Annotated in this window: 19 protein-coding genes; 7 read left to right on the forward strand and 12 right to left on the reverse strand. The window is 73.2% G+C overall.

The features are described 5' to 3' along the window. Positions 1-6 precede the first annotated feature (6 nt). From ACFYYJ_RS03530 to ACFYYJ_RS03560, 7 genes are all read right to left on the reverse strand, one after another. Positions 7-1,056, reverse strand: coding sequence for a glycosyltransferase family 2 protein (locus ACFYYJ_RS03530; RefSeq protein WP_385122017.1), 1,050 nt, complete (start codon positions 1,054-1,056; stop codon positions 7-9). After that, complete coding sequence (locus ACFYYJ_RS03535; protein ID WP_389128116.1) at positions 1,053-4,355, reverse strand: DUF4082 domain-containing protein; 3,303 nt, start codon at positions 4,353-4,355, stop codon at positions 1,053-1,055. The genes ACFYYJ_RS03530 and ACFYYJ_RS03535 overlap by 4 nt, the downstream gene beginning before the upstream one ends. Before the next feature lie 17 nt (positions 4,356-4,372). Then, a complete protein-coding gene (locus ACFYYJ_RS03540) occupies positions 4,373-5,488 on the reverse strand; it encodes a DegT/DnrJ/EryC1/StrS family aminotransferase (RefSeq protein WP_385122022.1) in 1,116 nt (371 codons plus the stop codon). Beyond that, positions 5,485-6,255 (reverse strand): NeuD/PglB/VioB family sugar acetyltransferase, encoded by a 771-nt coding sequence (locus ACFYYJ_RS03545; protein WP_385360378.1) that lies wholly within the window; start codon positions 6,253-6,255, stop codon positions 5,485-5,487. Before ACFYYJ_RS03545 ends, ACFYYJ_RS03540 begins: the two co-directional genes overlap by 4 nt. Next, complete coding sequence (locus ACFYYJ_RS03550; protein WP_389128119.1) at positions 6,252-7,394, reverse strand: DegT/DnrJ/EryC1/StrS family aminotransferase; 1,143 nt, start codon at positions 7,392-7,394, stop codon at positions 6,252-6,254. The genes ACFYYJ_RS03545 and ACFYYJ_RS03550 overlap by 4 nt, the downstream gene beginning before the upstream one ends. Further along, positions 7,391-8,407 carry an SDR family NAD(P)-dependent oxidoreductase gene (locus ACFYYJ_RS03555; RefSeq protein WP_389128121.1) on the reverse strand — a complete coding sequence of 339 codons (1,017 nt, stop codon included), beginning with the start codon at positions 8,405-8,407 and terminating at the stop codon, positions 7,391-7,393. Before ACFYYJ_RS03555 ends, ACFYYJ_RS03550 begins: the two co-directional genes overlap by 4 nt. A 67-nt stretch (positions 8,408-8,474) precedes the next feature. Continuing rightward, positions 8,475-9,578: a Gfo/Idh/MocA family protein gene (locus tag ACFYYJ_RS03560; protein WP_385122031.1), complete on the reverse strand. Its 1,104-nt coding sequence runs from the start codon at positions 9,576-9,578 to the stop codon at positions 8,475-8,477. Between the two features lie 309 nt (positions 9,579-9,887). Between ACFYYJ_RS03560 and ACFYYJ_RS03565 the strand changes: the two genes are divergently transcribed. Genes ACFYYJ_RS03565 through ACFYYJ_RS03575 form a run of 3 tightly spaced genes read left to right on the forward strand, consistent with a single transcriptional unit; the run spans position 9,888 to position 13,326 of the window. Beyond that, a complete protein-coding gene (locus tag ACFYYJ_RS03565; protein ID WP_389128124.1) occupies positions 9,888-10,784 on the forward strand; it encodes a glycosyltransferase in 897 nt (298 codons plus the stop codon). A gap of 2 nt (positions 10,785-10,786) precedes the next feature. Continuing rightward, positions 10,787-12,295: an MFS transporter gene (locus ACFYYJ_RS03570; RefSeq protein WP_389128126.1), complete on the forward strand. Its 1,509-nt coding sequence runs from the start codon at positions 10,787-10,789 to the stop codon at positions 12,293-12,295. Between the two features lie 17 nt (positions 12,296-12,312). Further along, the gene (locus ACFYYJ_RS03575) at positions 12,313-13,326 is read left to right on the forward strand and encodes a TolB family protein (protein ID WP_389129032.1); all 1,014 of its coding nucleotides are present in this window, start codon (positions 12,313-12,315) and stop codon (positions 13,324-13,326) included. Between the two features lie 13 nt (positions 13,327-13,339). On the opposite strand, the gene ACFYYJ_RS03580 is transcribed toward ACFYYJ_RS03575, so the two are convergent. Together ACFYYJ_RS03580 and ACFYYJ_RS03585 are read right to left on the reverse strand one after the other, a co-directional pair. Further along, positions 13,340-13,576 (reverse strand): hypothetical protein, encoded by a 237-nt coding sequence (locus ACFYYJ_RS03580; protein ID WP_384744783.1) that lies wholly within the window; start codon positions 13,574-13,576, stop codon positions 13,340-13,342. Continuing rightward, entirely contained in the window at positions 13,573-14,259 is a 687-nt protein-coding gene (locus ACFYYJ_RS03585) for a DUF2278 family protein (RefSeq protein ID WP_389128129.1), read from the reverse strand. Before ACFYYJ_RS03585 ends, ACFYYJ_RS03580 begins: the two co-directional genes overlap by 4 nt. Positions 14,260-14,551: 292 nt before the next feature. Between ACFYYJ_RS03585 and ACFYYJ_RS03590 the strand changes: the two genes are divergently transcribed. Both ACFYYJ_RS03590 and ACFYYJ_RS03595 read left to right on the forward strand, forming a co-directional pair. Then, complete coding sequence (locus tag ACFYYJ_RS03590; RefSeq protein WP_389128131.1) at positions 14,552-15,997, forward strand: hypothetical protein; 1,446 nt, start codon at positions 14,552-14,554, stop codon at positions 15,995-15,997. A gap of 23 nt (positions 15,998-16,020) precedes the next feature. Continuing rightward, the gene (locus ACFYYJ_RS03595) at positions 16,021-17,535 is read left to right on the forward strand and encodes a hypothetical protein (RefSeq protein WP_389128133.1); all 1,515 of its coding nucleotides are present in this window, start codon (positions 16,021-16,023) and stop codon (positions 17,533-17,535) included. A 32-nt stretch (positions 17,536-17,567) separates the two neighbouring features. On the opposite strand, the gene ACFYYJ_RS03600 is transcribed toward ACFYYJ_RS03595, so the two are convergent. Beyond that, positions 17,568-18,350 (reverse strand): lysophospholipid acyltransferase family protein, encoded by a 783-nt coding sequence (locus ACFYYJ_RS03600; protein WP_389128135.1) that lies wholly within the window; start codon positions 18,348-18,350, stop codon positions 17,568-17,570. Between the two features lie 125 nt (positions 18,351-18,475). Here ACFYYJ_RS03600 and ACFYYJ_RS03605 point away from each other — a divergent pair, with 125 nt between their 5' ends. Continuing rightward, positions 18,476-18,727, forward strand: coding sequence for an acyl carrier protein (locus ACFYYJ_RS03605; RefSeq protein WP_389128138.1), 252 nt, complete (start codon positions 18,476-18,478; stop codon positions 18,725-18,727). A 153-nt stretch (positions 18,728-18,880) separates the two neighbouring features. Here the strand turns inward: ACFYYJ_RS03605 and ACFYYJ_RS03610 are convergent, their stop codons facing one another. Next, positions 18,881-19,183, reverse strand: a complete 303-nt coding sequence (locus ACFYYJ_RS03610) for a DUF1876 domain-containing protein (RefSeq protein WP_384583892.1) — start codon at positions 19,181-19,183, stop codon at positions 18,881-18,883. A 333-nt stretch (positions 19,184-19,516) separates the two neighbouring features. Here ACFYYJ_RS03610 and ACFYYJ_RS03615 point away from each other — a divergent pair, with 333 nt between their 5' ends. Next, entirely contained in the window at positions 19,517-20,764 is a 1,248-nt protein-coding gene (locus ACFYYJ_RS03615; protein ID WP_385360356.1) for a glycosyltransferase, read from the forward strand. On the opposite strand, the gene ACFYYJ_RS03620 is transcribed toward ACFYYJ_RS03615, so the two are convergent. Then, entirely contained in the window at positions 20,732-21,757 is a 1,026-nt protein-coding gene (locus ACFYYJ_RS03620; RefSeq protein WP_389128140.1) for an amidohydrolase family protein, read from the reverse strand. The genes ACFYYJ_RS03615 and ACFYYJ_RS03620 overlap by 33 nt on opposite strands. Positions 21,758-21,777: the final 20 nt, after the last annotated feature.

Genomic DNA, 21,777 nt, shown 5'->3' on the forward strand with positions numbered 1-21,777 from the left:
GGGTCATCAGATCCCTCGGCGCTTCCACGAACGCCACCACAACCACTCGCGCCCCCGGTCGGCGACGGCCGACAGCACCAGCGGCTGGAGGTACGGCATCACCCGCGCCCCGATCCGCCGGCGCAGGCGCAGCGCCCGGTACTCGCCGAGCCCGGTGTAGCCGTCGGGCAGGCACTCGGCGGCGAACGCCACGAGCTCGTCGACCGGAACGACCCCGGTGCGCCCCCGGTCGTACGCCCGGTAGGCGCGCCGCAGCGCGTACCGGGCGAGCCGGGTGCGCGCCGCCCGTGACAGCCGGTCGACGTCCGGGAGCTGCCCGCCGCACTTCTCCAGCACCGAGTCGAAGGCGACGAGGCGCTGGCGGAGGTCGTCGAGCTGCCCGCCGAAGTCCGTGGTGGACATGTTGTTGCCGTGGACCCGGTAGAACGCCTGGTCGGCGCCGCTGACGTAGCCGACGTCGGCGTGGGCGGCGAGCCGCATCCACATCTCGATGTCACCGGCGTGCGGGAGCTCCGGATCGTAGCCCCCGACCTTGCGCTGGAGGCTCGTGCGCACCACCACCTCGGGCGAGGTGATGCACCCCGTGCCCTCCCGGAAGCGGCGTTCCAGCCACCAGTGGCCCGGGTAGACCACCGACCCGGTGGACCGGGTACGGGCGGCGGGCAGCGGACCGCCGTGCAGGAAGCGCAGCGGCCGGCCGTAGGCGAAACCCGCCTCGGGGTGCGCGTCGAGCAGGGCGGCGGCGCGCACCAGGGCGCCGGGGACGAGCCGGTCGTCCGCCGAGAGCAGGGCGACGTAGTCTCCGTCGGCCCACTCCAGCAGCCCCTCGTTGTAGGTGGCGATGTGGCCCCGGTTCTGCTCGTGGACCCGCACCTCGATCCGAGGGTCCTTGGCCGCCAGCGCCCGCGCCACCTCCGCGGAGTCGTCGGGCGAGGCGTCGTCGATGATGAGCACCCGGACGTCGACGCCCTCCTGTTCGTCCAGGACGCTCTTGACGCAGTCGGCCAGGAAGTGGCCGTACTTGTAGCAGGGGATCACCACGCTGACCGTGCTCACTGACCGGACACCTCCGAGGCGGCCGCCGGGTCGGCGAGCGTCGCGGGCGGGGTGGTGGTGAAGATCGGGCCGACCCAGTAGTTCACCGAGCCGAAGGTGTTGGTGGGGAAGGCGGAGGACGCGCCGTACTTGTACAGGCCGTTCGCCCCGCCCGTGCCGTCTGCCGGGGCGACCAGCGGGTAGGAGCGGTGCGCCGCCGTGAAGTAGCCGCCGTCCACCGAGTAGTTGCCGTTCGGTGCGTGGTAGGAAGCCACGTACGAGGTGCCGGCGGTGATGGCCACCGGGGTGGCGAACTTGAGCTGCTGCCACCCGGTCAGCGTCTCGCTGCCGAAGGTGCCGGTGGCGAGCAGCGTGCCGTTGGCGGACCAGAGGCTGCCCGTGTGGGTGCCGGTGTTGTTCGGGCCCTTGTAGAAGCTGATGCCGGTGATGTAGCCGTTGACCGCCGACTGGAAGCGGGTGCCCAGCTCGACCGAGTTGGTGTCGTCACCCACGTTGGCGGTGCTCGGGGTCGTCGTGCCGGTCCACAGCGTGCACGGGCAGTTGACCGTCGGTGGTGTCGTACTGGTGGTGAAGTTCCACGTCACCGGCGCGGCCATGGCGTTGCCCCACAGGTCGGAGGCCTGCACGGACGCCGTGTAGGTGGTGCTGAGCGCGAGCTCGCCGGCCGGGGTGAAGGTGGCGCTGTTCGAGGCCGGGAACGTCTTGGTGCCCGGCACGGAGTTGCCGCCGGAGTCCTTCAGCGTGAACACCAGGGTGTCCGCGTCGATGGCCCCGCTGAAGGTCGCCGACACGGACGCCGTGATCGCCGTCCCCGTCGCCGCGGACTGCGGGGAGATGCCGGTGACGGTGGGCGGTGTCGTACTGGCCGTGGCGGTGTCCAGGACCGCGTCCACCCAGTAGTTGCTGCCCGAGGACGCGTTGTTCGGGAAGCCGCCCGTGCCGCTGTAGCGGTACACGCCGTTACCGCCGTCGGTGCCGTTCTTCAGCGCGGTGAAGGGGGCCAGGCCCGCGTCGGACGACGCGAAGGTGGTGTCGTGGGAGTAGCCGCCGTGGGGTGCGAAGTAGGAGGCCACGTAGGTGGTGTTGGGCTTGATCGGCACCGGCGAGGCGAAGTTCAGCTGCTGCCATCCGGACGCCGTCTCGTTGGTGAAGGTGCCGGTGGCCAGGCGCTGGCCGGTGCTGCTCCACAGGCTGCCGGTGTGGGTGCCGGTGTTGGCGGGGGACTTGTAGAAGCGGACGCCGGTGATGGAACCGGGCACCGACGAGCGGATCTTCACGCCGAGCTCGACGGCGCCGCCGTCACCGGCGTTGACCGTGCCCGGCACGGTCGCGGTCGGCCAGACGGTGCACGGGCACTGCTGCGGGCCGACGGTGATCGGTACCGTGGTGGTGGCGCCCATGTTCACGGTGTCGTCGACCGCACGGACCTTGATCTGGACGGCGCCGGGGGCGGTGGGCGTCCACGTGTACGTCCACGAGCCGATGCCGGTGGTCGCCTTCCAGGTGGTCCCGCCGTCGGTGGAGACCTCCACGCGTGCGACCACCCCGCCGCCGGTGTCGCTCGACGTGCCCTTGACGGTCACGGGCCGCAGGGCGGGCACGGTGGCGTTCGGTGCCGGGCTGGTCACGGTGACGGTGGGGCCGGTCGTGTCGGTCGAGGCGGTCGCCGCGACCAGGTTGCCCTGCAGGGACTTCGGCTGCACGCCCATGTCGGCGAAGACGTTCACCGTGGCCTGCTGCATGCGCTTGTCCTCGGTGACCACCGCGTCGTCCGGATTGCCGGTGGGCATGTTCGTCAGACCCCAGGACCACTGCACCGTGCCCGCCCCGAACACCAGGGCGTGCGAGGTCTGGTCGCGGAAGGCGACCAGGCTGTGCGTCGCGGTGCCGTTGCCGTAGTTGTTCCCGTAGTCCTGCCGGAGCTTGCCGTCGGTGATGTCCACCGTGGTCGACGACATCGCGATCTGCCCGGGCGGCCGGTAGCCGTCCTCCACGTCGCTGTCCCACTCGTAGCCGAGGGTGCCGACCGGGAACGTGGCGGTCTGGGAGGGGGTCAGGGCCGCGACCGTGGTGTTGCGCCACAGTCGCATCTTCGCGAAGGAGCCCGGCACGGTGATCGCGTCGGCGCGGTAGCCGTTCACGGTGAACAGCGAGCCCGTCAGCTGGTTCTGCGGCTGGTAGGTCCGCCCGTTGGTGCCGCTGGCCGGGTCCATCCAGGTGCCCGTCCAGATCCCGCTCGGGTCGGGCACGCCGTTCGGGACCGGGAAGGACAGCTTGGTCTCCTTGTAGCAGACCAGCGTGCGGTTGGCGGTGTTCGCGCCGTCGATGCTCGGGGCGAGGCGGGTCTTCCAGAAGACCTCGTTGCCGCTGAAGTACGTCTGGCTGACCCCGGCCCGGCGCGCGTTCAGCGCGTTGGTGAACTGGTCCTGGGTCCAGTACTCGTCGTGTCCCGAGGACATGAAGACCTTGTGGTTCTGGAGCTGCGCGGCACCGCGGGTCGACACGTCGATCCCGGACATGTAGCTCACGTCGTACCCGTTGCGCTCCAGCCACGCGACCATCTGGTACTCGGAGCCGTAGATCCCGTTCTCGCCGCCGATGTCCATCGGCCGGTTGTAACTGACCTCGTAGGCACGCCCGTCCGGGGCGGGCCCGGCGCCGTCGTACAGGTCCTGGCCGCCGTAGTTGTTGTACGCCTGCCAGGTCTGGTCGCTCGTCTGCACCACGATGTCGGAGTGGCTGGAGTCGTTGCGGACGACGAACGGATAGGGCATCACGCCGTTGCCGTCCGCCTGGTCGAAGTTGACGATGTACAGGCCGGAGACGGCGTCCGCCGGTACGGTCCACGTCGCGGTGACGGGCCAGTTCCCGCAGTCGACCAGCCCCGTGGAGGCCTTGGTCGTACAGCTCTTGGGATTGCCGCCCTGCGCGAAGTTCGCCGGATACGTCTGCGCCGCCTGCGCGGCGGTCGACATCAGGCGGGCCCCGTTGCCCCCGTAGTGGCCGAGCCGGTAGACCGAGACGTGGTACGCGGTCGACGACTGGATCTTGAACTGCACGGTCTCGCCGGCCTGGACACTGGTCTGGGCCGGGAACCCCTTGATGTCGCCGTAGGCACTGGGCGCGAACCAGTCGGACATGGGAGTGCCCGGCTTGGAGTTCTCGCACACGATCGCATTGCTCCCCGGGCCGCAGGGATCGGCCGCGGTGGCCACCGCGGCCGGCGGCAGGACCGTGGCCATGAGAGCGGCGACCACGGTGAGGAGACCGTACCGGAGGAGCCTTCTCCGTCTGTTCATCTGTACCTCTTCTTGCGTCAGCGCAGCGCGCCTGCGAGCGCGTCGACGACCCGCTGCTGTTGGGCAGCGGTGATCTGCGGGAACAGCGGAAGGGAGAGCATCCCGTCCGCGGCCCGTTCGGCGTGGGGGAAGTCGCCGCGGCCGTGACCGAGGTGACGGTAGGCGGGGGTCAGGTGTACCGGGGCCGGATAGTGCACGCCCGCCCCGATGCCCTCCGCGTTGAGCTTGCCGACCACGGCGTCCCGGTCCGCCCCGGCGACCCGTACGACGTACAGGTGCCACACGTGGACGTTGCCCGGAGCCGTGACCGGCAGGGTGATCCGGCCGGCCGCCGCGAGGTCGGCCAGCAGCGCGTCGTACCGGGCGGCGGCGGCCCTGCGGGCCGCGTTCCCGTCCGCCAGCCGGGCCAGCTTCGCCCGCAGGACCACGGCCTGCAGACCGTCCAGCCGGCTGTTGAACCCGGTCACGTCGTGCCGGTACTTGGCGACACCGCCGTGGTTGGCCATCGCCCGCACCAGGGCGGCCGTCTCCTCGTCGTCGGTGACCACGGCGCCCGCGTCCCCGTACGCGCCCAGGTTCTTGCCCGGGTAGAAGCTGGTCGCGGCGATCCCGCCGCTGCCGGGGGAGCGGCCCTCGCGGGTCGCGCCCTGGCTCTGCGCGGCGTCCTCCACGACACGGACGTGCGGGGGCAGCTCCGCGGCCAGGGCGGCCGTGTCGGCGCACTGCCCGTACAGGTGGACCGGGACCACCGCGCGGGTGGCCTCCCCGACCGCGGCCACCGCGGCCCCCGGGTCCATCAGCAGCGAGTCGGGCAGGCAGTCGACCAGCACCGGACGGGCCCCGATCCGGGCGACGGCGCCCGCGGTCGCGATGAAGGTGTTCGCGGGCAGCACCACCTCGTCGCCCGCGCCCACCCCGCTCGCGCGCAGGGCCAGTTCCAGGGCGTCGGTGCCGTTGGCGACGCCCACGCAGTGCCCGACCCCGGCGAACTCCGCGTACTCGCGCTCGAAGGCGGCGACCTCCTCACCGCCGATGAAGGCGGTACCGGCCAGCACCCGGTCGAACCCGGCGCGTACTTCGTCCGCGACCTCGGCGTGAGCCGCCTTCAGGTCGACGAGCGGTATCTGGTTCATGCGACGTGACTCCCCATCCGTGTACCCGGCCTCAGGCCGGTCCCCTCCCCATCGGCCCGCAGTTCGTCGAGGGCCGGACCGTCCGCGGCCCGCAGCGGGCGGGCCGGGCTCCCGGCCCACACCTCGCCGGGCGGCACGTCCGCCAGGACCGTGCTCCCCATGCCGGTCAGCGACCAGGCGCCGACCGACGTGTACTCGCGCACCAGCGATCCCGCACCCACGTAGGCGCCGCGGCCCAGCCGCACCCCGCCGCCGAGACGGACCCCCGAGGCGAGCGTGGCGAAGTCCCCGACCACGTCGTCATGGGTGAGCACCGTCTGCGGCATCACGGCCACGTGCGAACCGACCCGGACGGACGCGGTCAGCACGACGTGCGCGAGCAGCACCGTGCCCACCCCGAGCATCGAGCTGTCCGACACCACCGCCGTGGGGTGGACCACCGTCGCGTACCGGTTCGCCGGCAGCCCCAGGCGCCGCACCAGCCGGGCGCGCACCGCGTAGTCGCGCGGACTGCCGACGCAGACCACCACCCGGGCGTCGCGCAGCCGGTGCACCTCCTCGCAGCCGCCGAGCACCGGAACCCCGTCCACCTCGCGGCCCAGCAGCGCCGGGTCGTCGTCGAGGTGCCCGGCGAGCCGCCAGCGCGGGGGCCGGCCCCACGCCAGGTCCGCGGCGGCCACGTCCCGTACCGCCTGAGCGGTCTCCCGCGCGAAACCGCCGGCGCCCACGATCACCAGGTCCTCGGTGTCCGGCCGACCGCCGCTCATGCGCGGGCCTGTTCGCGGAGCACCGCCACCACCCGGTCCTGCTGGGCCTCGGTCATGGTGTGGAACAGCGGCAGGATCAGCGAGTCCCGGCTGATCCGCTCGGTCACCGGCAGGGGCGCGGCGCCGTGGCCCGCGTACGCCGGCTCCAGGTGCGAGGCCATGATCCCGCGCCGGGCCGAGATCCCGGCCTCCGAGAGCGCCGCGAGCAGCGCGTCCCGTCCGACCGGGAAGTCCGCCGCCGGCAGCACCCAGTACGACTGGAAGTTGCCCTCGCCGTACTCGGGATCCCGCACCGGCGCGAGGCCGGGGACCTCGGCTAGCAGCCGCGTGTAGCGGGCCGCCAGCTCCCGGCGCCGGGCCACGATCTCGTCCAGCCTGGCGAGCTGCACCAGGCCGACCGCGGCCTGGATGTCGGTCATCCGGTAGTTGTAGCCGACCTCCAGGTAGCTCTCGACGATCGGCTTGCCGCTCGCGTGCCGGTCCGCCGCGGACACGTTCATCCCGTGCTCGCGCAGCCGCCGCAGCCGCCGCGCCCACGCGGCGTCGTCCGTGGTGATCATGCCGCCCTCGCCGGTGGTGATCACCTTGCGCGGGTGGAAGGACCAGGCCGCGAGCAGCGCACCGTGGCCCACGGACTTGCCGCCGACGGTCGCGCCGATCCCGCAGGCCGCGTCCTCCACCAGCGCCAGGTCCCAGTCGGCGCAGGCCGCGCGCAGCGCGTGCACGTCGGCCGGCACTCCGCCCTGGTGCACGGCCAGCACCGCCTTGGTGCGTGGGGTGCGGACCGCGTCGACGGTGGCCGGGGTCAGGTTGCCGGTGGCCTCCTCGACGTCCGCGAACACCGGCGTCGCCCCCACGTAACGCACCGCGTTGGCGGTGGCGATGAACGACAGCGAGGGGACGACCACCTCGTCGCCCGGCGCGAGCTCCAGCGCGATCAGCGCCAGGTGCAGGGCCGTGGTGCACGAGCTCACCGCGACGCCGTGCGCGGCGCCGACGCGCTCCGCGAAGGCCCGCTCGAACTCCGCGACCCGCGGACCCTGGGCGACCCAACCCGAGAGCACCGCGTCGGCGGCGGCCTTCGCCTCCTCCTCACCCAGCCACGGCACCATCACGGGGATCCGCTCGGGCGCGCTCATCGGCCCGCCTCCCCGTCCGCGGTCGCGCCGGAAGCGGCGGCGCCGGAGGCGGCGCGCTCGGCCCGCCACCACTCCACCAGGTCCCGCAACCCGGTGCGCAGGTCGATCTCCGGTGTGAAGCCGAGGAGCTCCCGGGCCCGCGAGGTGTCCGCGAGCCGCCGGGTCACCCCGTTCACCGCCCGGGCAGGCCCGTGCTCCGGGTCCGTGCCGTCGGCGTCCATCGCCTCCAGCAGGCCCTGAGCGAGCTGGAGCAGACTGGTCTCGGTGGAGCTCGCGATGTTGAAGACCTCGTCGGTCAGGTCGGACTCGGCGGCCAGCAGGTTGGCGCGCGCGATGTCCCTGACGTCGACGAAGTCCATGGTCTGGGTGCCGTCGCCCAGGATCAACGGCGGCTCGCCCGCCGTGATCCGCTCCATCCAGCGGATCAGCACCTCGGTGTACAGGCCGTGGATGTCCATCCGGGGCCCGTAGACGTTGAAGTAGCGCAGCGCGACGTAGTCCAGCCCGTACATGGAGTGGAAGCTGCGCAGCATCCCCTCGTTGAAGGCCTTCGCCGCGCCGTAGAAGGTGTCGTTGTTGTAAGGGTGGTGGCGCTCGGTGGTCGGGAAGGTCTCCGCCAGCCCGTAGACCGAGGCCGAGGACGAGGCGATCACCTTGCCCACCCCGGCCGCGGCCGCCGCCTCCAGCACGTTGAACGTGCCGTCGACCATCACCTCGTTCGCCAGCCGCGGTTCCTCCGCGCACTGCGTGATCCGGATCGCCGCGAGGTGGAACACCAGGTCCGCGCCGTCCGTGGCCTTGCGCACGGCGGCCACGTCGCGGATGTCGCCCTCGACGAGCTCCACCACACCGCTCGGCAGGGCGCGGGCCAGGTTGGCCGTGCGCCCGCGCACGAAGTTGTCGAGTACGACGACTTCGCGCGCCCCGTTCTCCACCAGGAGGTCCACCACGTGCGAACCGATGGTCCCCGCCCCTCCGGTGACCAGAATCCTCTTGCCTCGTACGCTGCTCAACGCCCTGCCCCCACTGAATCGTTCATCGTCTGTCGTGCGAACGGCCCGGCCGGAACCGGGCCGAAGATCAGCGCCCGGTGCGCAGTCCGACCACGGCGCCACGGAACTCCAGGCTCCGCGATGCCGCTTCGAGGATGTCGAGGACCTTGAGCCCGGCCCGGCCGTCGGTCAGCGGGGCGCGCCCCGTCCTGATCGAGTCGGCGAACTCCTCGACCATGCTGCGCAGGGCTTCCTTCTCGCCGATCGCGGGCGCCACCATGTCGCCGGTGCGGTACGAGACGAGCATGTCGCGGCGCTCGTCCACACCGATCTCCTGCGGCGCCGTCAGGTCCACCCCGCGGTCGAACACCGCGACCCGCTGGGAGGGGTTGAGGTCGTCCCAGACCAGCGTGCGCTTGGATCCACCGACCATCGTGGTGCGGACCTTCGTCGGGGAGAGCCAGTTGACGTGCACGTGGGCGATGGCGCCGGTGCTGAGCTGGAGCGTCAGGTAGGCCACGCAGGACTGCCCGGCCCCGATCGGGTCGGCTCCGTGCGCGGCGACCGCCACGGGCTGGACGTGGTCCGGGAGGATGAAGTCGAGCACCGACAGGTCGTGCGGGGCCAGGTCCCACAGGACGTCGATGTCCTTCTGCACGAGCCCCAGGTTGATCCGGACCGAGTCGACGAACTGGATGTCGCCGAGCTCCCCGGAGCGGACCATGTCGCGGATCCGGGCCACCGCCGGCGTGTAGCAGTACGTGTGGTCGCACATCAGGGTCAGGCCGCGCTCCTCGGCCTCCCGCACGAGCTTCAGCCCGTCCTCGTAGGTGGCGGCGAGGGGCTTCTCCACGAGCACGTGCTTCCCGGCGCGCAGGGCGGCCAGCGCCACGTCCAGGTGCGTCCCGGCGGGAGTGGCCACGGCGACCGCGTCGACCTCGGGGTCCGCGAGGACCGCCGCGTAGTCCGCGGTGGCCTGGACGGTGGAGTACGCACCGAGCACCTGCCGGGCCCGGTCCACGTCCAGATCGCAGAGCCAGCGCAGCCGGAACGCGGGACTGGACTGGAAGTTGCGGACGAGATTGGGGCCCCAGTAGCCCGCGCCGACCACGGCCACGCCTAACGCGGCCCCGGGCTCCCGACCGCCGGCGGCGACGGTCTCCCGCCCCGCGTTCTCCGCGGTGTCCTTCACAGCGTTCCCCTTCCCTCCGCGCACACCTGACGGTGCGTCGACAACTCGTGTCCGGGACGCGTGTGATGGAGGGACGGGCCGTCGAGGGCAGCCCGGACGCCTGCGCGTCCCGTGCATGACCTGCTCAACGGCGATGGCCCCCCACAACCGATGCTGCGTAAACCGCGTGCTTCCGCCCCCCGGACCGGCCGCTTGTTCCCCCAGGCGACCGAACCGCTACAGCGCGCTCAATCTAGACCACCTTGCCTACGCCTGGGGAGAGTTGGGGGAATCACCCGAGTCCGTTGATCGAACGTGCATACTGCCCGGGTGACCAGCATCGTGATACCGGCCCACAACGAGGGCGTGGTCATCGGCCGACTCCTCGACGCACTCCTGGCCGATACCGCAGACAGGGGCCCCGGAGAGGGCGACATCGTCGTCGTCTGCAACGGCTGCACGGACGACACCGCGCGGGTCGCGGCCGCCCGCGGTCCCCGCGTACGGGTGGTCGACATCCCGACTCCCTCCAAGCACACGGCACTTCGGGTCGGCGACGAGCACGCACGGGGCTTCCCCCGGCTCTACGTGGACGCCGACGTCATCCTCGGGGCCGCCGACGTACGAGCCCTGACCGCAGCCCTCGACGGGAACCCGGAGCTCCTGGCCGCCGCCCCCGGCCGGGACATCCCGCTGACCGGCTGCGCCTGGCCGGTCCGGGCGTACTACCGGGTGTGGCAGCGCCTCCCGGCCGTCCGCGAGGGCCTGTTCGGCCGCGGGGTCATCGCCGTGACCGAGGCCGGGCACGCCCGGATCGCCGCACTGCCGCCGCTCATGGCGGACGACCTGGCCGCGTCGCTGGCCTTCGGACCGGGGGAGCGGCGCGTGGTCGAGGCGGCCCGGGTCGTCGTCCGGCCGCCGCGCACCTGGGCCGACCTGATCAAGCGGAAGATCCGCGCGTCGACCTCATCCGCCGAGCTGGAGCGCGCGCAGGCGGCCGAGCGCACCGGGGGGGAGCGCACGGGGGAGGAGCCGCCCGCGCCGTCCGCCCGCACCGGTACCGCCGATCTGCGCGCCGTCCTGCGGGAGCGGCCGGGGTTGCTGCCGGGGGTGGTCGTCTTCGTCGTGGCGGCCCTCGCGGCCCGTCGGGGATCCCGCAAGGCCATCAAGGACGGGGACTTCTCCACCTGGCTGCGGGACGAGAGCAGCCGGCAGGGGAGCGCCTGACCATGTACCTCGCGGACCGCTCCGCCCCCGCCGACGGGGCGAAGACCGCGCCGGGCACCGGACCCGGCCGTACCCCCGCGGTGGCCTCGGCCGTACTCGCCCTGGGCACCGTCAGCCTGATCACCGACATCTCCTCCGAGATGGTCACCGCGGTCCTGCCGCTCTACCTGATCGCGGGGCTCGGCCTGAGCCCCCTCGGCTTCGGCGCCCTGGACGGCGTGTACAACGGGGTCAGCGCCCTCGTCCAGCTCACCGGCGGACACCTCGCCGACCGGGTCCGCAACCACAAGCTGATCGCCGGGCTCGGCTACGGACTGTCCGCCCTGTGCAAACCGCTGCTGCTGCTCGCCCACAGCGCGGGCCCGATCGGCGTGGTCCTCGCCCTGGAACGCACCGGCAAGGGCCTGCGCACGGCCCCGCGCGACGCGCTGATCTCCCTGTCCACCCCCGCCGGGCAACAGGGGCGGGCCTTCGGCGTCCACCGGGCCATGGACACCACGGGGGCCCTGCTCGGCCCCCTCGCCGCCTTCTTCATCCTGAGCGCGGCGGTGGACGGCTACGACGCGGTCTTCGGCGTCAGCGCGTGCGTGGCCGCACTCGGCGTGGTCGTACTGATCCTCTTCGTCCCGGGCCGCAGCCCGCGGAACCGCCCGGCGGGGGCCGTCCCGGCGCAGGCCGGCTCGGCAGCCGTCGGCCCGGGACGGGCCCGCACCGCGGAGAGCGGCCCCGGGCGGGCCCGGGCCGCGCAGGGCGGCGGTACGGAGGGCGTGCCGGGGTACGTCCCGGAGGAGGGGGGAGCACCCGCCGTCGGCATGCGCGAGGCGCTGGCGCTGCTGCGTCTGCCCCGGCTGCGCGCGCTCGTGGTCTGTGCCGCCCTGCTCGGGCTGACCACCGTCAGCGACGCCTTCGTCTACCTCCTCCTCCAGGACCGCACCGGACTCGACGTGCGCTGGTTCCCGCTCCTGCCGCTCGGCACGGCCACGGTGTTCCTCCTGCTGGCCGTACCGGCCGGGGCACTGGCCGACCGGATCGGGCGGCGCACCGTGTTCCTCACCGGGCACGCCCTGCTCCTCGCCGGGTACGGGCTGCTCCTCTGGGCGCCCGCCTGGCCCGCCCTGCCCTACCTCGTCCTCGCCCTGCACGGGGTCTTCTACGCGGCCACCGACGGCGTCCTGCCCGCCGCCGTCTCCGCCACCGTCCCCGGGGAGCTGCGGGGCACCGGCCTCGCCCTCGTCGGCACCGGCCAGGCCCTGGCCCGGGTCGCCTGCTCGCTGGCCTTCGGCGGCGCCTGGTCCCTCTGGGGTCCCGGCCCGGCGCTCGCCGCCGCCGCGGCCGGACTGCTGTGCTGCGCGGCCGTCGCGGGCTTCGTACTGCGCGACCCACGCGACCCGCGCGACCCGCGCGACCCGCGCGACCCGCGCGACCCGCGCGACCCGCGCGACCCGCGCGACCCGCGCGACCCGCGCGACCCGCGCGACACCCCTCGTACCGACCCGCCCCGACGCCCGTGAGGACCCCCCCGATGACGCTGTCTCCCAAGCGCCGCCTGCTCGTCCTCGCCCTGGCGGTGCTGCTCCTCGGGGGAGCCGCCACCGCGATGGTGCTGCGCGCCGCCGACCGCGCCGAGCAGCCGCAGCGGGGCGGCCCCGCCATCGCCGCCGGCCAGGTCTCGCTGGGCCGACCGGGCACGCTGCTGCTGCTCAACACCGCGCAGGGCCCGCACCGCGGCACCCTCGCCTCCGTCCCCGCCGACGACCCCGAGGGCGAACGCACCGCCTCGGACCTGAGCTGCCAACGCTTCCACGCCGCCGCCGGCACCGGCGTGTGCCTGCGCTCCACGCCCGGTGCCCTCGCCCAGGACAACCAGGCGATCATCGTCGGCGCCGACCTGAAGACCCGCCACAGCTTCCCCCTCGCGGGCACCCCCAGCCGGGCCCGGGTCTCCCCGAGCGGCCGGTTCGCCGCCTGGACGGTCTTCGTCGCGGGCGAGTCCTACGGCGCCGCGTTCTTCTCCACCCGCACCAGCATCGTGGACACCACCACCTGGCAGCTCGAACCGGACCTGGAGAAGTTCACCGTCCTCATGGACGGCAAGAAGTACAGCGCGGGCGACGTGAACTTCTGGGGCGTGACCTTCTCCAAGGACGACGACACCTTCTACGCCACGCTCGCCACCGCGGGCCAGACCCACCTGGTCAGGGGCTCGCTCTCCGCCCGAACCGTCACCACCCTCGCGCAGAACGTCGAATGCCCCTCCCTGTCCCCGGACGAGACCCGCGTCGTCTACAAGAAGCGGGTGCAGCGCGGGGCTTCGCTGTGGCGCGAACACGTACTGGACCTGAAGACCCTGCGCGACCAGCCGCTCGCGGAGAAGCGCAGCGTCGACGACCAGGCCGCCTGGCTCGACGACCGGACCCTCGCCTACGCCCTGCCCACCGAGGGCGCCACCGACAGCACGGACCTGTGGACCGTCCCCGCGGACGGCAGCGGCAGCCCGCGCCTGCTGGCCCCGGGGGCCTCCTCCCCGGCCCGCCTGGGCTGAGGAACCGGCACGATCAGCGTGGGTTCCAGGTGAACTTGCCGCCCGCGACCCACCGGACCTCGTCGGGGTCGTCCAGGTCGTGGATGGTGATCCCGAACTCCGCGGCGATCAACAGCACGTCCGTCATGGACATCGCCCTGCCGACGAACTCTCCGTCGACCTCCACGATGCGGAAGGGCGGGTTGCCGGTCTGAACCCCCAGGACGGTGACCCGCGCCGGGTGCATGTACGGTGCCGAACCTTCGGTCATGAGGAAACAGTGGCACAGCACCGGACGGGGTGCCCGTCGGAGTCGGTGTGGTCCTTCTGGGTGGAGAACCGGTTCAGGAACACGTCCCAGCGCCCGTCGGGGCGGAGGGTCAGGGTCGCGCCGTCCTGCCAGGTGCCGTTCTGGGGCCACCATTCGGTGCTGTACGGGTCGCCCTGGTTCTGATGGACGTTGTGCATGCCGAGGCCGGCGTCGAAGGGTTCGCCGAAGACCAGGATCGGCCGTCCGAGGACCAGGATCCGTTCGAGGGCCAGGGCCGCGTCCAGATTGGAACCCGACTGCCACGGCCGCACGGGCCGCACCCACCGGTCGAGACGGTCCCGCAGTGCCCCCGGCAGCCACGCGGGCCACGCCGGGCGGTCCCGCAGGGCCGGATGGCGCAGGTAGTCGAGCGCCCCGGACGAGGAGGAGCGCGCCAGCTCGTGGTAGCCCTGCGCCTGCGCCAGTGCGGTCACCGGCCCGAGCATCGAGGCGTCCACGGTGAAGGACCGCCACCGCACACCCGTCGCCGAGTCATGGCTGTCCACGTCCACGGCGCACCTGTACCGCCCGTCAGGCGCGTCCACCCTGAGGTTGACGTGGAACCAGGCGCCCTCGTCGTCGGGGGTGTCGCGGAAGTGCTGCGACAGCGTCCCGGCCAGTACGCCGTAGTGGTCGAATGGCATGCCTTCCAGTGAAGCACCGGCCGCCGCCGCGGGCCATCGGGACGCCGCCCGGCAGCGCCCGTGTCAACACGGGGACGGCGTGCTCACCCCCCTCCCGCCGATCGGCCGCCACCGGCGCCGCGGGCCGCCGACCGCCCCACGGGCGCGCGGCCCCACCCGCGGCCGTGCCCGGGCGGGCGCGGGTGCGCGGCGCCGGGGCGGCGATTCGCGGTCCCCGTTCGGTGCCACCATGCGTGCGCGATCAAGAAACCAGCGCACGGACGACATCAGCGCACGGACGAGAGGTGGGGACGTGACCCCTCAGGTGGTCGACGAAGAGACGCGGCGCCTTCCCGAGTGGCAGAAGCCGAAAGCCGCCGCGAAGAACGAATCCGCCGTCCCGCCGGAACCCGGGAGCACCGACGCCGAGTTGCTGATCGCCGCCTCCGTGTTGCTGGCCGACGCGGCGCTGACGGCGCGGCAGGCCGGCGCGGAGCTGACGGGAGCCCTCGGCAGCCGGCTCTTCGGACTGGCGGCCCTGCGCCGCCCCACCTGGGCGCTCGACGCAGCGTTCTCCTGCGTCAAGGCGCTGACGAACCCGGCGGGCCTCGGATTCGGGGCGAACGGCGGCCTCTTCGGCGAACTCGCCCGGTTCGCCGGGAGCGTGACGTACCGCCGGCCCGCCAAGGTGGCCATGGCCGTGGACGCCTTCGCCCTCCGGATCAGGGCGGCCGCCGCCGAGCACCCGAACCTGGCGGCCCCGGCGGCCCGGCGCCTGACCGACGCCATGGTGGCCGGGAACCGGATCGAGGCACTCCGCGCCTTGCACGGGCTCGTCGAACGGCTGGGCATCACCCGCGCCCTGACCACCGTGAGCCCAGTCATGATGGAGCTCCTCGCCCTGCTCGGGCTCCTCGACGAGAACCCGGTCAACGACGCCTTCTCCTGGGTCACCCTCGCCGGCGGGGTCCCGACCACCGACCCCTTCCTGGGGTTGCCGAGTTCCCTGATCAAGTACCTCAACCCCGGGCCGGGGCGGGCCGAGCGGACCGAGCCGGACTCGATCCTGGCCAAGGTCCTCGACACCTCCCGCAACGACATCGTCAGCTACGTCAACGACATCGGCGCCCTCGGCAACCACGGACTGGCCCTGTTGCGCCGGGTCCGGTGCGCCGACGGGTCCGTACGCCACGTGCTCCTGCTGCCCGGCACCAGCTTCGCGCTGCTCAGCAACAGCACGCCCCAGGACGTGATCGGGGCGTTCGACGGCTGTCTGCGCACCGACACCACCTACACCCGCGCCGTCCGCAACCTCGTGGAACGGGCGGGCGTCCCGGCCGGATCCGAGCTGATGATCGTCGGCCACAGCCTCGGCGGACTGACCGCGATGAACCTGGCCTCGGACCCGGCGTTCTCCTCGACGTACCGCCTCACCCACGTGATCGCGGTGGGCTCGCCGATCGACGCCAAGCGGCCCGCCGACCACACCACCCGGGTGATCAGCCTGGTCAACGAGCACGACGTGATCCCGACGCTGGACGGGCGCGGACCGGCCTCCCCCAACGACATCCCCGCCGACTGGGTCGAACTGTCCTGGCTGGACGAGTCGTACGACTACCCGCTGTCGCACGCCCCGCAGGCGTACTCCGACAGCCTGCGCGGCCCGATGGCCCACCACCGGGAGCGGGTCAACGGACTGATCGGGGCCTACGAGGGCGAGATCACCGCAAACCAGCCGTACATGCTGCGCGACAAGTGACCGCGAGGGAGAGGGAACGACCGATGGCAGACGAAGACACCCGCGACGGGCACGACATCCACGACACCCGCGACGGGCACGAAGAAGGCGGGGCCCGGGCCGCGGCGGCGGTGCGGGGCCCCGCCGCCGCCTGGCCCCTGGAGAACGCCCTGTTCAGCGCCGCCGTGCTGGCCCGGCGGTTGCCCTGGGCGGACGCCGCCGCCCGCGCCCTGGGACTGGACGCGCTCACCCACGAGGGGATCACCCGCGCCCTGCTCGGGCACCTCAAGCGCACCCGGTCCGGGCGGCCCGTACGGCTGCGCACGCCGTTCGGGGCCTTCCTCGTGCCGCTCCGCGCCGGCGACGCCGCGGCCCTGCTCGCGCACGCGGAGCGGGAGGGCGCCCTGGGCGCCGCGACCGGGCTCGACGCCGGGGGACGCCGCTACGGGCTCTCCCCGCACGCCACCCCCGACGCCGCCCGCGCCCGGGAGGCCGCCCCGCCCGCCGACGCACTGCGGGACCTGGTCCGCGACGACGTGGACGGGATCACGGCGGCCCGGCGCGGGGACGGCACCCTCGACTGGAAGGTCTGGCGGGCCGGGACGCTGCGCCTGGCCCGGCGGGTGGTGGTGGGGGCCGAGGCCGCCGAGGACGCCCTGCTGAGCGAGGTGCTCGCCGCGGCGACGTCGGCCGTCGACAGCCGGTCCGCCGAAGCCAGGAGCGCGGCCCTGGGCCGTCGCCTCGCGCCGTACCTGACCGACCCGGACCCCGCTTCGCTCGCGGGCCGGCTGTCACCGGGCGGCGAGGCCGCCGAGACCCTGGTCGGTTCCGTGGCGCACGCGCTCGCCCTGGTGTCCGAGGCGGCCTCCGCCACCGCGCTCCAGGCCCTGGCCCTGGACGCCGCGGGGGTCGCGGACTCCCCGGAACGGGCCGTGGCGGAGGCGCTGCGCCACTGGCCGCCCGTGGCCGCCGCCGTGCACCCGGTGCGGGCCTCGTTCGTCTGGCACGACCTGGCGGTGGAGTCCGGGACGGAGATCCTGTGCGCCCCCGGACTGCTGCCGCACGAACCGGGCGCCGACGGCCCGGCCCCCTGGCCCGGAGCGCTTTGCGCGGCGCCCGCCGGCTGCGCGTGGGCACCCTTCGCGGAGCTCGTCGCCACGGAGACCGTACGCGCGGTCCTCGCCGGCGCCCGGTCGGTGCTGATCTCGCCCCGGTTCGGGCCGGACCGGCTGCCGGACGCCCTGGAGCCGGGCGAACTGCTCGTGGCGCTGACCGATCGCGAGGGACGGTCCGGCGACGCGCGGATCACGGTCGGCCTGCCGACGGCGCTGCCGGTCGCCGCCCCCGGTTACGCGCCCGCCTCGTACGCGGCGCTGGCGCAGGCCAGTGCGGAGCGGCTGGAACGGCACGCGGAGAGCCTCGCGGCCTGCGCAGGCCACACCGGCTGGAACGACGACGAGGCCGGCGAGCACTTCCGGATGGTGCTGCTCGGCCACGCCGACCGGTGTGCCAAGGCCGCGGCCGACGTACGGCGGGCCGCGCAGCGGCTGGCGGGCTGAAGGGGCCGGGTGGAGCACCGCCGGGCGCCGCCCTACCAGAAGGGCGTCTCCCGGCGGCCGACCTCGTGGTCGAGCATGCCCTGCACGGCGGCCTGGGCCTCGGCGCAGAGCGAGCGGGCCGCCGCCGAGCGCTCGGCGAGCGACGAGGGCCGGGCGGGCGGCTCGATCGGCTCGCCGATGGTGATGAGCCACTTCGCGGGCAGCGGGAACGCCGGGGTGAGCGGGAAGTAGGGCAGGTCGAAGAGGCGTGCCAGGGCGGGGATCTCCCCGAGCTTCGGGTACGCCTCCTCGGCGCCGACGATCGCCACCGGTACGACGGGGGCGCCCGCACGGACCGAGGTCACCGCGAATCCGGGGCTGAACGGGCGCAGCCGATAGCGCTCCTGCACGGGCTTTTCCAGACCGGCGATTCCCTCGGGAAACACCCCTACGAGTTCCCCCGCGTTCAGGTGTTCCAGTCCGAGGGTCGGGTCGATCGGGAATCCGCCGTTCTTGCGTGCATACGAGCCGAGCACCGGGATGCGGAAGGTCAGGGGATCCGCCGGAATGCGCAAGGAGCGGCGCAGGCTGCGGGTGAGGACCCGGTGGAACACGAACGCGTCCAGTCCCCAGGCGCCGGAGTGGTTCGCCACGAGCAGTGCCGCACCCTCGGCCGGGACGTTCTCCAACCCCATGACGTCCAGCCGGAAGTAGTCGTCGACGAGCCAGTCGAGGGTCCGGATGCACGCGATCTCGCCCGCCCCGCCGAACATCCCGCGGAGCAGTCGGAATTCGACGGCGGCCGCATCGAGAAAATCGGTCAGGCTTTCGGACATGAAGGACTCCCGCTCTCCTGTTTCGGATCGTCAATAACCGCACAGGCCAAGGGTTTTGAGTGAATTGGCCGACGTGGTACTTATTCCATCACGAGATCCACTCCCACCGTTCCATAAGAGGTGCCGTGACCATTTCCGCCCACGAATCCGTCATCGACGTGATCACCGAACTGCTCACCGGGACGCTCGAAGTGCCGCCCGAGGAGGTGCGGGCGGACGCACCGATGCGCGCCCTGCTGGAGGATTCGCTCATGGTCGTCGAGCTGGCCATGGCCGTGGAGGAGCGACTGGGGGTCAAGATCGGTGAGGCGGAGTTCCGTGAATCCACCCTCGCGGAGTTCGCCGGAGCGGTGGAGGTCCTCCGGGCGGCTGCCTGAGCCGATGGCCGCGGCCGCCGAACGCTTGTCGCACGGGTGAGTCCGAGCTCCCCGCAGGCCGGCCCGCCCGGGTCCGCCGTGTCGCGGACCCGCGGCGGAGTGCGGTCCGCCTTCCGAGGGGCGGCCGGACACCGCACCCCGGCCGAGGGCGGTCTACTTGGCCGGGCCCGTGTCCTCGGGCCAGCCGTAGCCGGTGCGCGGCGGTTCGGGTACGCCGCCCACCGCGGCCAGGTCCTTGTCCGCCGCCCGCATCAGTTGCCCCGCCAGATCGCGCATGGCCCGGCTCGCGGCCAGCTCGTCACCGATCGCGGGGACCTCCACGTCCGTCGGATTGCAGCGCGCCTTCCCGCGCCCGACCATGGTGGTCTTCCCGTTGTCGAGCACGGCCCGCGCCTTGGTCGTACCGTCCTCCTCGGTCAGGTAGACGCCCACCTGCCATTCCTCGGCGTGTGTCATGACGTGCCTCCTCACACTCCGATCCCACTGGTTCCAGAATCCCCCCGTACGGGCCGGTCCGGCCATCCGCGGGCGCCGGCGGTGGGCCGGAGCCGGTGCGGGGGACGGCCGTGGACCGCGTGGACGACCTGCCCGGCACGAAGTCGTCGCTCAGCGTGACGCCGGTGCGCGGGAATGGGAGTCGAGGACGTACGCCTCCGCCGGCGCCGGATCCCCCGGGTGCGGAAGGGGCTGGTCGACGCCCCGCCCGGGCCTCACTTCGCCCGCACGGCGCGGTGTGATCAAATCACCCTGGATCCTTGCAGGTTACCGATTGAACGGGGGAGTTCGGTCATGCGTGCAGTGCTGTCGGCGTACGACTCGCGCGGGGGCGTCGAGCCGCTCGTGGGGCTCGCGGTGCGGCTGCGGGAACGCGGCGCGGAGGTGCTCGTGTGCGCACCGCCGGACGAGGAGTTCGCGAAGCGGCTGGCCGAGGTCGGCGTGGAGATGGTGCCGACCGGGGCGTCGGTGAAGGACCTCGTCACCGGGAAGACGCCGCCGACGCCCGGCGGCGTGCCCCGGCGGGCGGCCGAGTTGGTCGCCGCGTTCCACGAGAACGTCACCGCGGTGGCGGAGGGCTTCGACGTACTGGTGGCGACCGGGCTCGTACCGGCCGTCGCCGGTGTGCGGTCGGCCGCCGAGACGCTCGGCATCCCCTACGTGTACGCGAGCTACCAGCCGGTGAGCCTTCCGTCGCCGCACCACCCGCCCATCCCGCGGCCGGGCCGGCCGCTGCCCGCCGACGTCACCGACCACCGCGAGCTGTGGGAGCGGGACGCCCGGGACGCGCAGGAGGTGTTCGGCGAGGCCGTCAACACCCACCGGGCGTCGGTCGGTCTGCCGCCGCTGGACGACCTGCGCGACCAGGTGTTCACCGACCGCCCGTGGCTGGCCGCGGACCCGGTCCTGGCCCCTTGGCGGCAGCCCGCCGACCTCGACGTGCTGCAGACCGGCGCGTGGGTCCTGCCCGACGAACGCCCGCTGCCCGCGGAGCTGGTGGCCTTCCTGGACGCCGGGCCGGCGCCGGTGTACGTGGGCTTCGGCAGCGTCCCCGTGCGCGATCCGGGAGACGCCGCCCGGGCGGCCGTCGAGGCGATCCGCGCGCAGGGCCGCCGTGTGGTCCTCTCCCGCGGCTGGGCGGAGCTGGCGAAGGTCGACGAGCAGGAGGACTGCTTCGTCGTCGGCGAGGTCAACCACCAGGCGCTGTTCCGCCGGTCGGCCGCCGTCGTCCACCACGGCGGCGCGGGCACCACGACGACGGCCACCTGGGCCGGGGTACCGCAGGTGCTGGTGCCGCAAGGCGGGGACCAGCCCTACTTCGCCTCGCGGATCGCCGAGTTGGGCATCGGGGCGGCACACGACGGTCCGACCCCGACCTTCGAGTCCCTTTCGGAGGCGCTGCGTTCGGCGCTGACGCCCGAGACGGCCGCCCGGGCCACCGCCGTGGCCGGCGCGTTCGGCACCGACGGGGCGGCGGTGGCCGCGGACCTGCTGTTCGAGACGTACGGCTCAGACCGTCGCCAACTGGGGGATCAGGCTTAGCGCGTTGTCGTGGTAGACGCCCGTCAGCTGCTCCGGGGTGAACGCGGGGTCGGCGTCGAGGGCGGGCAGCGCGAAGTCCACGACGGTGTCGGCGGGGGCCGCCGGCCAGTCCGTGCCGAACAGCACGTGCTCGGCCGGCACGTGGGCGAGGAGGGTCGCCGCCGGCGCCATCGGCCCCGCGGTGTCGTAGTAGAAGCGGCGCAGGTGGTCGCGGACGGCGCCGGGGTCGACGGCCGGATCGCAGAACCGTCCCAGGGCCTGGATCCGCGGCGCGATGTACGGCAGGAACCCGCCGGCGTGCGGCAGGATCACCTTGATGTTCGGGAAGCGGTCCAGCGTCCTGCGGCTGATCATGTTCACGGCCGCGCGGGTGGTGTCCAGCAGGAAGTCGCACATGAAGTTCGGGATGCCGGGGACGGCCGTCGCCGTGCCGGGCGGGCTCCCCGGCAGGTTGTGCGGATGGGTGTCCACCACGGCGCCGAGGTCGTCCAACTCGTGGAACACCCGGTCGTAGGAGGGGTCGCCGAGGTACACGCCCCCGTGGTTGGCCGTCACGTTCACCCCGACCGCCCCGAACTGTCCGAGTCCGCGGCGCACGGCCCAGGACGAGGCCTCGGCGTCCTCCAGGAAGAGGGGGACGTAGAACGAGAACCGCCCGGGATGCGAGTTCGCCACCTCCAGCATGGACAGGAGCGTGATGTTGATCGCCTCGCGCAGCTGCGCGGACGAGTGGTACTTCGCGGGCAGCATGGGCTTGAGCACCGCCGTCGCGATGCCCACGCGGTCCATGAAGCGGATCGAGTCCTCGGCGTCGAACCGGGCCCACGGCGGCAGTTGCCGCGGATTGACCAGCCCGTGGCGCTCGGCCCACTCGCGCCACTCCGGGGCGCAGAAGTGATGGTGCATGTCGATCTTCGCCTGCACCGCGTGTCCGGCCGCGGCCGCCGCCAGTCCCGGCAGGTGCAGTTCGGAGGTACTCGTGGAGTCGGGCATACCGGTCCGCCGTCCTTCGT

Source organism: Streptomyces sp. NPDC002467 (assembly GCF_042889825.1).
In the GTDB taxonomy this organism is placed as follows: Bacteria; Actinomycetota; Actinomycetes; order Streptomycetales; family Streptomycetaceae; genus Streptomyces.